The organism is Pseudomonas sp. FSL R10-0056 (assembly GCF_009600105.1).
In the GTDB taxonomy this organism is placed as follows: Bacteria; Pseudomonadota; Gammaproteobacteria; order Pseudomonadales; family Pseudomonadaceae; genus Aquipseudomonas; species Aquipseudomonas bubulae.
Genome location: NZ_WIWL01000166.1, coordinates 42,242 through 56,181, shown reverse-complemented (window position 1 = coordinate 56,181; position 13,940 = coordinate 42,242). Strand labels below are relative to the sequence as shown.

Below are 13,940 nucleotides of genomic sequence, written 5' to 3'. Positions count from 1 at the left end.
GAAGGACTCGTGGAACACTCGCTCTTGATTTGGTTGTTGCCGACTCTCGCCCTGGTTGCCGGTGTCGCCATTGGTTTTCTGGTTGCTCGTCTGCTGCCCAATGCCGTGCCTAACCGCACGCAGCGTCAGCTGGACGACATCCAGGAACGTTTTGACAGTTACCAAAGTGAAGTGGTTACCCACTTCAACACCACCGCCAACCTGGTGAAGAAACTCACACAGAGCTATCAGGACGTGCAAGAACACCTCGCCGAGGGCGCCAACCGTTTGGCCCTGGACGAGCAGACTCGCCAACGCCTGCTGGCTGCCCTGCACCCGGATGTGCCACAACCGCATCGCGAGCGCATCACCCCGCCGCACAGCACCGAGCCGCCATTGGACTACGCACCAAAAAGCCCGAACGGTCCTGGCATGCTGGATGAGCATTACGGCCTGAAGAAGTAATTTCCCCAGCCGGATGCCCAATAAAAAGCCCCGCGATCTGCAAGGATCGCGGGGCTTTTTGTTGTGTGTCTTGCGCCCCCCCGTAGCCGCTGCCGCAGGCTGCGTTCGACGACGAAGTCGTCGCAATATCAGCCAAACCCCGCACTCAGGGTTTACGACTGCTGCGCAGCCGAACGCAGCCTTCGGCAGCTGCTACGAGGTAATGATCAAGGGTACTGCTGCACCTGACCCGGCTGCTGGTATTGCATGCCCGGGATTGGCGCCAGTGTCACTTGTACGCGACGGTTCTGTGCGCGGCCATCTGCGGTGGCGTTGCTGGCAATCGGATCAGCCGGGCCCATACCTTTGACTGACAGGTACTGGCCGCTCACACCTTGAGACGTCAGGTAGGTCGCTACGCTTTGCGCACGCTGCTGGGAAAGCTGCATGTTGTAGTTGTAGTTACCGGTGCTGTCGGTGTAACCCACGATCTGGATCAGGTTCTGGTTGTTGAACTGCTTGAGCGAATTCGCCAGGTTGTTCAGCGGCTGATAGAAGCTGGGCGCAATGTTGGCCGAGTTGGTCGCGAAGGTAATGTTGCCTGGCATCACCAGGGTGATGTTGTCGCCCTGACGCTGAACTTCAACGCCCGTGTTGGCCATGCTCGCACGCAGGGCTGCTTCCTGCTTGTCGGCGTAATAGCCATAACCGGCTGCACCCAGGCCTGCCACGGCAGCACCGATCAGCGCGCCCTTGCCACGGTTGTTATGGTCGATGGCAGCACCCGCCACAGCACCCGCCAGAGCCCCCAGGCCACCGTAGGTGGCAGTCTTGCTCAAGCCCGTCCCGGAAGACCCCTGGCCCTGGTTGTCATACGGGTTAGGCGTAGCGCAGCCAGCCAGCAAGGCCACCGCACTTGCAGCAACAATCAAACGACGCGAAATGAACATGGTGAAGCTCCTGATCAATCTTTCTAGGGGCAAAGGCCATTGGCATTAGACCTTTATAAATCTTGGAACACGACCAACGGTAAAAATTCCTTGGGTCGTAAACATTCGCACCCCACAAACAATAGTCGCCCGAACGCCTCCCAACAAATTCCGGCCTAGAACTTCACACCCATCGTCAGCGCCACAAAGTCGCGGTCACTGAGGGTGTTGTAGCGCCCACCAAAAAAATTGGTGTACGACAGGCTGCCGGTGTAGGTGCTTTGATAGTCACCCTCCAGCCCCAGGGAGATGGCTTTGCGGCCCTCTTCGAAGCTGGCATCGGGCCCCGGCGAATAGCCGCTGACATCATGGGACCAGCCCAGATTGGGCTTGAGGTTCACCCCGGGAACAACGCTTCTGTATTCCCACACGGCGCGTCCACGGTAGCCCCAGGAGGTGGCCGTGGTGAAGCCGTCATTACCTTCAGAGCCAAACACCGGATCACGCCCGTAACGCAGCCCTGAAGGGCTATCCAGGCCACCAACCCGGGTCACCCCCACTTCACCGGTCACGGTCAGGTGATCGGCACCCATCGCGTTGTCGAACACATGGCTGAGGGACGTCTGGAACCGGGTGACTTCCTTGCGCCGATAGCCCTGCACATCTGCGCCGGGAGTGACGCTCAGTGGCGATGCATCGGCAAGCCCGGGCAGCAACGTGACATTGGCGTACAGCAAGTCGTTGCTGTTGAGTTGCACCGGCGCATTGGGACGGTAACTCAACTCGCCCTTCCAGGCCGTGCCTGTGGATAAAGTGGTGGAGAAGCTCAGGCCGTAAAGGCGGATGTCTTCAGGGTATTCAACGTAATAGCCCGAATTGCCGGCAACAACCATCGGCGCCAGCCCTCCGGCGCCTGCTGCCGCGTTATAGGCCGACTGCGGCGCCGCGCTGGCGCTGAGGATCGGGTCGCGACTGTGGTAGTTCATGAAGTAGGCACCGAACTCGGTGCCCAGCGGCTCGAACACATAGTGCATGGCCACCCCGAACTGCCCGCTGTTGCGCGCATAACGATTGGCGCCACGGCGTACCAGCACGCCCTCCTCGTTCACCTCAACCCCGGCACCGGTCAGCGCGGCGAGGTCGGCCACATCGAGTGCCGAACGCTTGCTCATGACCCGGTAATTGCCGCTGCAGCCGTCAGCCATCACGTCTGACCGGGAGAAAAACGTCCCGCAGTTGTCCGCTTCGGACGGCTCCCAATCCAGCTGATAAAAGGCTTCAGCCGACAGGTTGTCGGTCAGGTTTTGCGAGAGATAGAACAGGTTGACCGGCACCAGGCCATCTTTGAACTCAGTGCCAGGCCGACGATAGGCGGCAGGGTCGGTGGGGTTGATCGCATTGATGCCGCCACCGATAAACGCACTTTCGCCCCAACTGACCACCTGTTTACCCAAGCGGACTGCGCCGGGCTGATCGGCAATGGCGTAGTTGTGGTAAACGAACGCATCGAGCAGTTGCGCGCCGGCCGATTGCGCGCTGGCTCGGCGGCCTGAGTCACTGATGGGCTTGAAGGGGCGGCTGTCGTCCTGCAACTCGAAGTCATACCAATACTTGCCGCGCACATACAGGCCGCTGTCGCCGTACTTGAGTTCCAGTGCGTGCATGCCGGTAAAGATTTTCGAAAAAGTTTCGCCGCGTTTGAAGTTAAGGCGGCCATCGTCCGAAATGGCCGATTGCCCCGTGCCGCCATTGTTGGCGCCTATCAGTTTGCTGTCGGCCCTGGCGGTGGACCAACTGGCGCCGATGGACAGCTCGGTATCGATCTGCCCCTCAACCGGGCCGACATTGAAGCTCACGCCCCAAGCGGACGTCGACGCAAGGCTGACTGCCAGCGCCAGCCTGGCGCTGCGCCAGGACCGGTGGACTGAGGACATCGATACTTCTCCGTGGGCACACTGCAATAAGCCCGCAAGGATGAAGCAAATCCAGATTTTGACAAGAACCCGACCATCTCCCCGTAGCTGCTGCCGGACGCAGCCTTCGTTCCTCGGCAGCTGCTACGGAACCAAGGTGTGTCAATGCATCTCGGTAAACGCCAGTTTCACGCCCAACGCCACCAGTACCGCCCCCATGGTGCGGTCAAACCAGTGACCCATGCGGGCAAAGCCTGTACGCACGCGCTGATGGCTGAACAGCATCGCGACCATGCAGAACCACACACCGGTTGCCACTGCCAGGTACACGCCATAACCGGCCTGGATCGACAGCGGGGTGTGCGGGTTGATCACCACGGTAAACAGCGACAGGAAAAACAGCGTCGCCTTGGGGTTCAGGCCGTTGGTCACAAAGCCCGACGTGAAAGCCCCGCGTGCCGTGCGCTCGCCCACCGGCAAGCTGGCCGCCAACGCCGCAGGATCGGCCGGTTTGGCCCGCAGTGCCTTGATGCCGATATACAGCAGATAAGCCGCTGCCAGCCATTTCAGGGCGTTGAACAGGACAATCGATTGCGACACGATGATGCCGATACCCAGCAATGAATAGCCGACATGGACAAAAATCGCCGTGCCCACACCAAACGCGGTAAACATCCCGGCACGGCGGCCGTGAGTGACGCTCTCGCGTACTACCACGGCAAAATCAGGCCCGGGGCTGGCCACCGCCAACAGGTGAATCAAGGCTACGGTCAAAAATTCTGTCCAGTACATGCACGGCTCCATTACAAATTGTTTCTTCTGTTAGGCTCGCCACATTACGCCTTCATTTCACAGCACAAAAGGTACAGTTGATGACTAACACTCAGCGCGCCGTATTCCTTGATTACACCTCACTGGACCTGGGCGATCTCGACCTCGACCCGCTGCGTCGCAGCTTCGGCGACTTGCAGCTGTGCGCAGACACCACGCCAACCAATGTGATCGAGCGTCTGCAAGGCGTCAGTGTGGCCATCAGCAACAAAGCGCTGCTCAACGCCCAGACCCTGGCTGCCTGCCCGGAGCTGAAGTTGATTCTGGTGGCAGCCACCGGCACCAACAACGTCGACCTTGAGGCCGCCCGAGCCCTGGGGATCACCGTGGCCAACTGCCAGGGCTACGGCACGCCATCGGTGGCGCAGCACACCCTCGGCCTGCTGCTGGCACTGGCTACGCGCCTGGTCGATTACAACAAGGCCGTGGCCGACGGCCAGTGGCAGCAAGCGAAGCAGTTCTGCCTGCTGGACTTCCCGATTGTCGAGCTGGAAGGCAAGACCCTGGGCCTGTTCGGTCACGGCGAGCTGGGCAGTGCGGTCGCGAAACTGGCCGAAGCCTTCGGCATGCGCGTGCTGATCGGCCAGATCCCGGGGCGCCCGGCCCGTGCCGGGCGCCTGACGCTGGACGAACTGCTGCCCCAGGTCGACGCGCTGACCTTTCACTGCCCGCTCACCGAGCATACGCGTAATTTTATCGGCGCCCGCGAACTGGCACTGCTCAAACCCGGGGCCTTTGTGGTCAATACCGCACGTGGCGGCATGATCGACGAACAGGCACTCGCCGACGCCCTGCGTAGCGGCCATCTGGGTGGCGCGGCCACCGACGTGCTCAGCGTCGAACCACCACGCGACGGCAACCCATTGCTGGGGGCCGACATTCCGCGCCTGATCATCACCCCGCACAGTGCCTGGGGCAGTCGTGAAGCACGCCAGCGCATCGTCGGCCAACTGGCGCAAAATGCCGAAGCGTTCTTCAACGGTACAGCGCTGCGGGTCGTCAGTTGATAGACTGCGCCCCTTTTTGAGGAGCAGATTATGGATCCGCGCAGTGAAGTACTGCTTCGTCAGCCTGAATACTTTCAAGGCTCGGTGCTATTGGTCGGCTTGCCCGCTGACGAACTGCTGGGCGAGTTGCCCGATGCCCATGGCTGGTGCTGGCATGCCGGCGACCAGGCCGCGCTCGACGCCCGCTTTGCCGGGCGTGTGCAGTTCGGTGTCGATATCCCTGAGCGGGCGTTCGACACCGCCGTGGTGTTCCTGCCCAAGTCCAAGGAACTGAGCGACTACGTGCTCAAGGCCGTGGCCGCCCGCCTGCCGGGTGCCGACGTGTTTCTGGTCGGTGAAAAAAAGGGTGGCATTGAAGGCGCGTCCAAACAGTTGATCCCGTTCGGCAAGCCACGCAAACTCGACAGCGCGCGGCATTGCCAGCTGTGGCAAGTGACGGTGGATAACGCCCCGCCCGTGCCGGTACTGCACGATCTGGCGCAACATTACGAACTGCCGCTGCCCGAAGGCCCGCTCAAGGTCGTGAGCCTGCCGGGCGTGTTCAGCCACGGTCGCCTGGATCGCGGCAGCGCCCTGCTGCTTGAGCATCTGGACAAGTTGCCCAGCGGCCACGTGCTGGACTTCGGCTGCGGTGCGGGCGTGCTCGGGGCTGCGGTCAAGCGCCGCTACCCGCACAACAACGTCACCCTGCTCGACGTGGATGCCTTCGCCACCGCCAGCAGCCGTTTGACCCTGGCGGCCAACGGTCTGGAAGGGGAAGTGATTACCGGCAACGGCATCGACGCCGCGCCCATGGGTTTGAACACGATTCTGAGCAACCCGCCGTTCCACGTGGGGGTGCATACCGATTACCACGCCACCGAAAACTTGCTGCAAAAAGCAGTGAAACATCTGAAATCAGGTGGCGAACTACGGATTGTCGCCAACAGCTTCCTGCGATATCAACCGCTGATCGAAGAGCATTTCGGTGCCTGCACGGTCAAGGCCGAGGGCCAGGGTTTCCGGATTTACAGCGCCAAGCGCCGTTGAGCCTGCGGAAAAATAAGAGCTTGCCGGATCGGATTTGCCTAGGCAGAATCCGCTCCGTCCTAGGGGAGTAGTCTCCCACGAGCGTCAAGCTCGTCCGGCATACGTCAACATACTTGGTCAACAGACCATGGCGTATGCGACCCAGGTGTCCGCACAGACGGACCGGGGTTTGACAAGACCTATGACACGAACACCTTACCCGGGGCGGGGAGGCTGTACGTGTCATAGCCGTGTCGACCCGCCCCTGGAAACCACCTGATGATGCTCGATTCCCTGCTTGTCCCTACTGCAATCGTTGCCTTGGCCGAAATCGGCGACAAGACGCAACTGCTCGCCCTTATTCTGGCCGCACGCTTTCGCAAACCCTGGCCGATAATCGCCGGTATCGTGGTCGCGACCCTGGCCAACCATGCCGCCGCCGGTGCTGTAGGCGCCTGGTTCAGCACGTTCTTCAGTGACGCCATGCTGCACTGGATCCTCGCCGCGAGCTTTACCGCCACCGCGCTGTGGACCCTGGTGCCGGACAAGATGGACGACGACGAAGCCAGCACCGCACGCAAGTACGGGCCGTTCGTGACCACATTGATCACCTTCTTCATTGCCGAAATCGGTGACAAGACCCAAGTGGCGACGGTGATGCTCGCCGCACAATACCCGGATCTGTGGCTGGTGATTATCGGTACAACCCTGGGCATGCTGATTGCCAACGTGCCGGTGGTTTTGGCGGGCAACTTTGCCGCTGACAAACTGCCGTTGACCCTGATCCGCAGACTGGCTGCCACCGCGTTCGTAGTACTGGCTGTAGTGGCCGTGTACAAGGCGATGCAGATCAGCGGCTGGGTGTAACCCACACTTTGTGTGGGAGCGGGCTTGCTCGCGATACAGGCACTGCGGTCTTTCAGTTGAACCGCGTAGACGCCATCGCGAGCAAGCCCGCCCCCACAACAAGCGTCACGATTTCGGCGCTTGCTGATACAGCGGCATCACCTTCGGAATGGCCGCCTCCAGCGCAGCAATCCGGCTGCTTGAAGCCGGGTGGGTGCTCATGAATTCAGGCGGCGCATTCTGTGATTGCTGAGCCATTTTCTGCCACAGGGTGATCGCCGCATTCGGGTTGTAGCCCGCACGGGCTGCCAGCTCCAGACCGATCAGGTCCGCTTCGTTTTCATTGCTGCGGCTGTTGGGCAAGGTCAGGCTGTAGTTCACCACCGTGTCGGCCAGGCCCAGGCTGTCCTGGCCCAGGCCCAACAAGGCGCCAGCACCCTGCTTGGCGATTTCGATGCCATAGGCCTTGGACATGGATTCACGCCCGTGCTCACGCAAGGCGTGGGCAATTTCATGGCCCATGATCGCGGCAATTTCATCGTCACTCAGTTTGAGTTGCTCGATGATCCCGCTATAAAAGATGATCTTGCCGCCAGGGCCGCAGTTGGCGTTGAGCTCGTCACTCTTGATCAGGTTGACTTCCCAGTTCCATTGCGCGGCATCCGGGCGAAAGGCCGGCGCCTGGGCAATCAGTCGGTTGGCGATCGCCTGCAGGCGCCTGGCGTTGGCGCTGGTCTTGTCCAGGACGCCCTTGGTGCCCGCCTCGCTGACGGTCTGTTGATACGACTGGGCGTACATCTGGTCAACCTGCTGGCTCGACAGCATGCTGAACATGTACTGCTTGCGCTCTACGCCCACGGCGCCGCCATTGGTGGTATTCACCGCCTGGCATCCACCCAGCAACAACCCGGCGCCCACGGCGCACACTACCGCTAACTTACCCATCAAAAGTCTCCATAAAGATGGCGCGTATCGTATCTCAACCCGGTGTCAGGCACTCGGGCGCGTTGAGTTTTGGATCGTTGACCAGATTGGCCAGCGGTCTTTCTCGCAGCGGCATCTGCGCACTGGCCAGCAGCGCCTGCAAGGCCTGCAGCGGAGTCTGAGGGTCAAGCCAGGCCTGCTGGCCGGCCTCATCCAGAATCAGCGGGCGACGCTGGCTGGCCGCTGCCTGTGTAATCACGGCGGTGCTCAGCCACACATGCCCCTCAACGGGGTATGCCTCCCAGATACCGGCAAAAAACAGCGAGGAGCCTTCACCCGGCGTCAGCCAGTAGGGGCGTTTACGGGTCGTGCCGCGCCATTCATAAAAGCCGTTGGCCGGGATCAGGCAGCGGCGCTCACGCAAGGCATCGCGGAACATGGGCTGCTCGGCCACGGTTTCAGCACGGGCATGGGCCGGAGTCCGTGACAGGTCGGTCAGCCACGCCGGGGTCAGGCCCCAGCGCGCTCGCGCCAGCTCTCGCTGGCCAGGCTCAGCACCGGCGCGCAGAATCAATACCGAATCATTCGGCGAAATATTCCACTGGGCCTGCTGATCCGCCGGGAAACCGGGCAAGGCTGCAAATGCAGGGTTCCAGCGAAACAGGGCAAAACGTCCACACATGGGGCAGCACAACTCTTCTTTTGTATAGCAATGAATAAACCGTCGCTGGCATCAGCAATCCAGCACATCGGGGAAACTCTCAGGCTCATCACCAGCCACCGGTGACGCGGCATTGTACGCATCGATCAACTCCCGTGCGTATTGCGCCCGATCATTGGCCACCGCCAGGCCGAGCAAGCCGAACACCGGCAGCTCCCCCGTGGCGCCGACCAGATCACGGCCCTGTAGCCGGGCCTCGACCCCTTCACTGGCCAGCATGCCCAGCAACAGTTCGGCTTCCATCAGGTTTTCCGGCTCGTAGATGCGTTGCATGGTCTTCACTCACTACTCATTCTCGGTATGCACATCGAGCATCCATTCATGGCCATCGGTCTGAAGGTGAAAAAGGATCGGCCGACAGCACACCGGGCAGTCTTCGATGTAGCTCTGATCACCCCCCGACAGGTCGAGCACCGCTTCAGCCGGCTCGCCGCAATAGGGGCATTCATAGTGTTCAGTTTCAAGCATCGCGGTCTCCAGAGTGACTTGTGCGTATAATCGCCGGTCTATTAGCAGGGCTATTATTTTTGCCCTGCCCTGCGTACCAACCCTAGTCGTTTCCAACAAGAGAGCATGATGGGCCAATTCGATAGCATCCGACCTTACGACGACGCCGAAGTACCAGCAGTGCTGGCCCGGCTGCTCAGCGACAAGGCGTTTCTGGATATCCTGACCCACTTTCGCTTTCCGCGCCTGGCTGGCGCTTTCGGTTGGCTGTTAAAACCACTTATAGCTCATCGCCTGCGCAAAGAGTTCGCCAGCGTCAATTCGGTCGCGGCCCTGCAGGACAAGGTCGAGGTGTACGTCGATCGCACCATCGAACATGCCACCGACGGCGTAACCTATACCGGCGTCGAGCAACTGAAATCCGGCAGCGCCTACCTGTTTCTGGCCAACCACCGCGATATCGTGATGGACCCGGCGTTCGTCAATTACGCCGTGTACCACGCCGGCCTGCCAACGCCGCGCATCGCCATTGGCGACAACCTGCTGCAAAAGCCGTTTGTCAGCGATCTGATGCGCCTGAACAAGAGCTTTATCGTGCACCGCTCGATCACCGGGCGCCGGGAAAAGCTCGCGGCTTATCAACTGCTGTCGGCATACATCAACCACTCGATCCGCAACGACTGCCAGTCAATCTGGATCGCCCAGGCTGAAGGCCGGGCCAAGGACGGTGATGACCGTACCGATTCGGCGATCCTCAAGATGTTTCATATGAGCCGTAAAAACGAGCCGTTTGCCGAGGTCATTCAGTCATTGAACCTGACCCCGGTTTCCATCAGCTACGAATACGACCCTTGTGACCAGGCCAAGGCCCGCGAGCTGTTTATCCGCGCCACTACCGGCACCTACAGCAAGGCTCCTGGCGAGGACGACACCAGCATCGCCAACGGCATTACCGGCTACAAGGGTCGCGTGCACGTGAACTTCGGGGCGCCGGTGACCGAGTTGTTCGAAGACAGCAAATTGCTGGCCGCCGAAATGGATCGTCATATCCTCGGTGGCTACCGCCTGTTCCCCGCGCACTACCTGGCGTATGCGCAGTGGAGCGACCACGACCCCGAGTTACAAGTGCCGACGGCCGCAGAGGTATTCGGTGCCGAAGAACTGGCCAAGGCCCAGGAAGAATGGCAACGCCGCCTGGACGCCTGCCCGGCCGAGCACCGTCCGTATCTGGTGCTGCAATACGCGATGCCGGTGCGTAACCAGTATCGGATCAAGGCTGGCCTGGCGCTGTAACCCAATAAACCCGTGGGAGCGAGCCTGCTCGCGAAGGTTGTTCGCGAGCAGGCTCGCTCCCACAGAAGGGCTTAAATTCTGCTGTCACCGTATCGTCATATTGAGAGGCCACTCTGTGGCCCCTCGACACCGACACGGAGCTTGTCATGCTGCACGCAGAAAACCAGGACCGCCTTTACCTTATCGCGCCCAGCGACGAACAACAGGCATTGATCGAGGGCTTGGCCTTTAACGTGCAAGACCGCCACTGGCTGGTTTACTGCGCCCTGAGCGGCCACGCCCATGCCGACCTGCCCGAGACGGACCTGCTCACCGGCGTCAGCCGCCTGGAGCTGTATGCCGAAGCGGCCTGAATGTTTCGAACACAAAAAAGCCCGAGCTCACTGAGTTCGGGCTTTTTTATTTTGCCGGCTTACTCGCTGAGCAAACGACCGATGGACGGGTCCTTGAACACACGGGTCAGGGCATCACTCAACACATCGCTCACCAGCTTGGTGTTGGTCTCCTGGTTCGGCGCCATGCCGAAGCGCTGATCCAGGGACGCGCCATAACGGCCGCTGTAGGTACGACCACCGTTCTTCACATCGGAACGGAAGGTCGCGCCAATGGTGGCTTCAGTCACGTACATGGTGTCCTTGGGCGACTGATACTTGAGTTCGGCCAGGGTCACGGTCAGCGTTGGCGCGTTCATCGCATTGGCTGTCGGGGTGAAACCCAGCAAGCGCACGGCTGCTTCAGCCTGGGCTTGCAGCTTGGGAACCAGGTCGGCACTGCTGACGCTGATCGCGCTGGTCTCGGGGTACATGCCACCACGGGTCCCCAGGGTTGGGGAAGGACGACCGTCCACCACACGCACAACCACCGGCTGGCCACGACCCACTGGCGCAAGCTGGGTGGTCAGCTTAGGTTGCGGGCTGAGTTGTTGCGGGCTGTGGGCGCAGCCGACCAGGGTCAAACTGGTCACAGTAATCAAACCGAACAACAGGCGTTGCAACATGCTTATCTCTCCAGGACTGGGTATAACAGGCCGTCAGTATAGGGTGCCGGACGCCTGCGAACTAGCGGCTTGCCGTCACCCGCCTGTCATCGCCAATTCATCCGTATGTCACCTGCACAGGGCATAGTCTCGACGACTGACTCAACAGGTGCCGCCATGAACATGCTCTTGACCCTGCTCGGCTTCAACCGCCCCGAGCGCTGCTTCGCCCGCCTGGATTCGGCAGGTCGCTGCCAGGCCTTCAAGCAGTGCAAACAACCGCCGGTCGGCGACAGCTGGGTCGAAATCGAAGAAATCCGTCTTAACTGGTTGCACCAGGTGCTACCTGCCAACGCCCGTATTGCCTCGCCCGCAAGGCATTCGTCAGGGCACCCGCTGCCGGGCCTCTGAACGGCGCACCAATAAAAGTCATTTAACAGGATCAATTGCCCACGTTTCTTCGCTACAATCTCCCCCCGATTATAAGGACGTCTCCTGATCGGGCCCCGCAACATCGCTAATGCGCTTGTATTGGCACCCCAAAACCGCCCACAGAGAGCCGCCCACACAGATCATGTGAAGCTGGCGCGCTTGAATTTCATTGCGTAACCCCCACTTTCTGCATGGTCTGCCAGAGCTGCCACAACGCTCGGCCACTGGTTCGGTGCCCAGCGTGCGGTAGCCCTTTTTTGAGGTTCACGTCTTCAAGAGAGCGTGAAAAAAACGGGTTTCACAACTTCACAAGAGTGTGGCGAGCAAATGAAAAGTTTTGCGTCTGAACATGCACCATTAGCGTCTGATATTGCCTCACCAAGCAGGATCGAAGTCGGCTCCACAGCACGAGACTGAAAGCCTGTCCGCTTACGGATTTGGTTGCACAAACGGACGCTCTAGACATTAAGTCGAATTGCCTCCCGAGTACTGAAATGCGTTCATATGAACCTTGAAGGCCCGGTTGGTGGCGTCCGCTAAAGTTGCAAGAAATTGCGAAGAATCGGACATGGCGATCCTGGCCATGAGTGGCCCGGGGCTAATCAGAACCACGCCCCGGACACCTGGCAGCTATGCCGTCAATTTGGTGCCGTAGATTTTGGAGACGCGTTAATGGCGCATAACGAAGCAGTCGACGTAGTACTGGTTGGGGCGGGCATCATGAGTGCCACCCTCGCCGTACTGCTCAAAGAGCTCGACCCCGGCATTAAGCTGGAAGTTGTTGAGCAAATGGACTCAGGTGCTGCGGAGAGTTCCAACCCGTGGAACAACGCAGGCACCGGTCACGCCGGCCTTTGTGAGCTGAACTACACGCCGCAGGCGGCTGATGGTTCGATCGACATCAAAAAGGCTGTGCATATCAATGCCCAGTTCGAAGTGTCGAAACAGTTTTGGGCCTACCTGGCGCAAAAAGGCACCTTCGGTTCCTGCAAGTCCTTCATCAGCCCGGTTCCTCACCTGAGCTACGTTGAAGGTGAAAAAGGCGTGTCGTTCCTGAAAAAACGCTTTGACGTGCTGAGCAAGCACCATGCGTTTGCCGACATGGAATACACCGAAGACAAGGCCAAAATGACCGAGTGGATGCCCCTGATGATGCCGGGCCGCCCTGCGGATCAGCTCATCTCGGCCACCCGCGTGGAACATGGCACCGATGTCAACTTCGGCGCCCTGACCCAGCAACTGCTCAAGCATCTGGCCAGTGCACCGGACACCCAGATCAAGTACAGCAAAAAAGTCACCGGCCTCAAGCGTAACGGTAACGGCTGGACAGTAAGCATCAAGGACACCAACAGCGGCAATACTCGCCACGTTGATGCCAAGTTCGTATTCCTGGGCGCCGGTGGCGCGGCCTTGCCGCTGCTGCAAGCCTCGGGCATCGAAGAAAGCAAAGGCTATGGCGGCTTCCCGGTCAGCGGCCAATGGCTGCGTTGCGATAACCCGGAAGTGGTCAAGCTGCATCAGGCCAAGGTTTACAGCCAGGCTGCCGTCGGCTCTCCGCCGATGTCGGTGCCGCACCTGGACACCCGTGTGGTCGATGGCAAAAAGTCGCTGCTGTTCGGACCTTATGCCGGTTTCACCACCAAGTTCCTCAAGCATGGTTCGTTCCTTGACCTGCCGATGTCGATCCGTCTGGGCAATATCGGGCCGATGCTGGCCGTGGCTCGCGACAACATGGACCTGACCAAGTACCTGGTCAGCGAAGTGCGCCAGTCGATGGAACAACGCCTGGAGTCCCTGCGTCGTTTCTATCCACAGGCCAAGGCTGAAGACTGGCGTCTTGAGATTGCCGGGCAACGGGTACAGATCATCAAGAAAGACCCGAAAAAAGGCGGTGTGCTGCAGTTCGGTACCGAACTGGTTGCGGCCAAAGACGGTTCGCTGGCCGCTCTGCTGGGGGCTTCGCCGGGCGCCTCGGTAACCGTTTCGATCATGCTGGACCTGATCGAGCGCTGCTTTGCGCAGAAAGCCACGGGCGAGTGGGCGACCAAGCTCAAGGAAATCTTCCCTGCACGGGAAAAGGTCCTCGAAACCGACGCCGACCTGTACCGCGAAATCAGCACCCGCAACTCCGAGCTGCTGAAACTGGTTACGCCTAAAACAGCCAGCACCAGTATCGCTTAATGCAACATT

At 60.1% G+C, this 13,940-nt stretch carries 16 protein-coding genes and 1 riboswitch; of the genes, 8 read left to right on the top strand and 8 right to left on the bottom strand.

Annotated features, from left to right (window positions below):
- The first annotated feature begins 9 nt into the window (after positions 1-9).
- The gene (locus GHO42_RS08765) at positions 10-444 is read left to right on the top strand and encodes a YhcB family protein (protein WP_016779504.1); all 435 of its coding nucleotides are present in this window, start codon (positions 10-12) and stop codon (positions 442-444) included.
- A 206-nt stretch (positions 445-650) separates the two neighbouring features.
- Here the strand turns inward: GHO42_RS08765 and GHO42_RS08760 are convergent, their stop codons facing one another.
- From GHO42_RS08760 to GHO42_RS08750, 3 genes are all read right to left on the bottom strand, one after another.
- Positions 651-1,373 carry an OmpA family protein gene (locus GHO42_RS08760; RefSeq protein ID WP_095001554.1) on the bottom strand — a complete coding sequence of 241 codons (723 nt, stop codon included), beginning with the start codon at positions 1,371-1,373 and terminating at the stop codon, positions 651-653.
- Positions 1,374-1,528: 155 nt separating this feature from the next.
- Positions 1,529-3,286 carry a DUF1302 domain-containing protein gene (locus GHO42_RS08755; RefSeq protein ID WP_133144786.1) on the bottom strand — a complete coding sequence of 586 codons (1,758 nt, stop codon included), beginning with the start codon at positions 3,284-3,286 and terminating at the stop codon, positions 1,529-1,531.
- Positions 3,287-3,427: 141 nt separating this feature from the next.
- Complete coding sequence (locus tag GHO42_RS08750) at positions 3,428-4,057, bottom strand: LysE family translocator (protein WP_016779501.1); 630 nt, start codon at positions 4,055-4,057, stop codon at positions 3,428-3,430.
- An 80-nt stretch (positions 4,058-4,137) separates the two neighbouring features.
- Here GHO42_RS08750 and GHO42_RS08745 point away from each other — a divergent pair, with 80 nt between their 5' ends.
- From GHO42_RS08745 to GHO42_RS08735, 3 genes are all read left to right on the top strand, one after another.
- Positions 4,138-5,103 (top strand): 2-hydroxyacid dehydrogenase, encoded by a 966-nt coding sequence (locus GHO42_RS08745; protein WP_095031988.1) that lies wholly within the window; start codon positions 4,138-4,140, stop codon positions 5,101-5,103.
- Positions 5,104-5,133: 30 nt separating this feature from the next.
- Complete coding sequence (locus GHO42_RS08740; RefSeq protein WP_095001557.1) at positions 5,134-6,132, top strand: class I SAM-dependent methyltransferase; 999 nt, start codon at positions 5,134-5,136, stop codon at positions 6,130-6,132.
- Positions 6,133-6,182: 50 nt separating this feature from the next.
- Positions 6,183-6,302, top strand: a riboswitch (yybP-ykoY riboswitch).
- A gap of 91 nt (positions 6,303-6,393) precedes the next feature.
- Entirely contained in the window at positions 6,394-6,978 is a 585-nt protein-coding gene (locus GHO42_RS08735; RefSeq protein WP_086799543.1) for a TMEM165/GDT1 family protein, read from the top strand.
- Between the two features lie 105 nt (positions 6,979-7,083).
- Here GHO42_RS08735 and GHO42_RS08730 read toward each other — a convergent pair whose 3' ends face one another.
- From GHO42_RS08730 to GHO42_RS08715, 4 genes are read right to left on the bottom strand one after another with little or no spacing between them, the layout of a single operon-like run.
- Positions 7,084-7,902, bottom strand: coding sequence for a M48 family metallopeptidase (locus GHO42_RS08730; RefSeq protein WP_095001558.1), 819 nt, complete (start codon positions 7,900-7,902; stop codon positions 7,084-7,086).
- 34 nt (positions 7,903-7,936) lie between these two features.
- Positions 7,937-8,563, bottom strand: a complete 627-nt coding sequence (locus tag GHO42_RS08725) for an SOS response-associated peptidase (protein WP_095001559.1) — start codon at positions 8,561-8,563, stop codon at positions 7,937-7,939.
- Positions 8,564-8,614: 51 nt separating this feature from the next.
- Complete coding sequence (locus GHO42_RS08720) at positions 8,615-8,875, bottom strand: putative signal transducing protein (protein WP_095001560.1); 261 nt, start codon at positions 8,873-8,875, stop codon at positions 8,615-8,617.
- A gap of 12 nt (positions 8,876-8,887) precedes the next feature.
- On the bottom strand, positions 8,888-9,070 hold the full coding sequence (locus tag GHO42_RS08715; RefSeq protein ID WP_095001561.1) for a CPXCG motif-containing cysteine-rich protein: 183 nt from the start codon (positions 9,068-9,070) through the stop codon (positions 8,888-8,890).
- A 105-nt stretch (positions 9,071-9,175) separates the two neighbouring features.
- Here GHO42_RS08715 and GHO42_RS08710 point away from each other — a divergent pair, with 105 nt between their 5' ends.
- A complete protein-coding gene (locus tag GHO42_RS08710) occupies positions 9,176-10,342 on the top strand; it encodes a 1-acyl-sn-glycerol-3-phosphate acyltransferase (RefSeq protein WP_095020337.1) in 1,167 nt (388 codons plus the stop codon).
- 146 nt (positions 10,343-10,488) lie between these two features.
- A complete protein-coding gene (locus tag GHO42_RS08705) occupies positions 10,489-10,695 on the top strand; it encodes a hypothetical protein (protein WP_016779492.1) in 207 nt (68 codons plus the stop codon).
- 59 nt (positions 10,696-10,754) lie between these two features.
- Here the strand turns inward: GHO42_RS08705 and GHO42_RS08700 are convergent, their stop codons facing one another.
- Entirely contained in the window at positions 10,755-11,339 is a 585-nt protein-coding gene (locus tag GHO42_RS08700) for a YajG family lipoprotein (protein ID WP_095001563.1), read from the bottom strand.
- Between the two features lie 156 nt (positions 11,340-11,495).
- Here GHO42_RS08700 and GHO42_RS08695 point away from each other — a divergent pair, with 156 nt between their 5' ends.
- Together GHO42_RS08695 and mqo are read left to right on the top strand one after the other, a co-directional pair.
- Positions 11,496-11,729, top strand: coding sequence for a hypothetical protein (locus GHO42_RS08695; RefSeq protein WP_095018287.1), 234 nt, complete (start codon positions 11,496-11,498; stop codon positions 11,727-11,729).
- Between the two features lie 693 nt (positions 11,730-12,422).
- A complete protein-coding gene (mqo, locus tag GHO42_RS08690; RefSeq protein WP_153328061.1) occupies positions 12,423-13,931 on the top strand; it encodes a malate dehydrogenase (quinone) in 1,509 nt (502 codons plus the stop codon).
- The last annotated feature ends 9 nt before the right edge of the window (positions 13,932-13,940 follow it).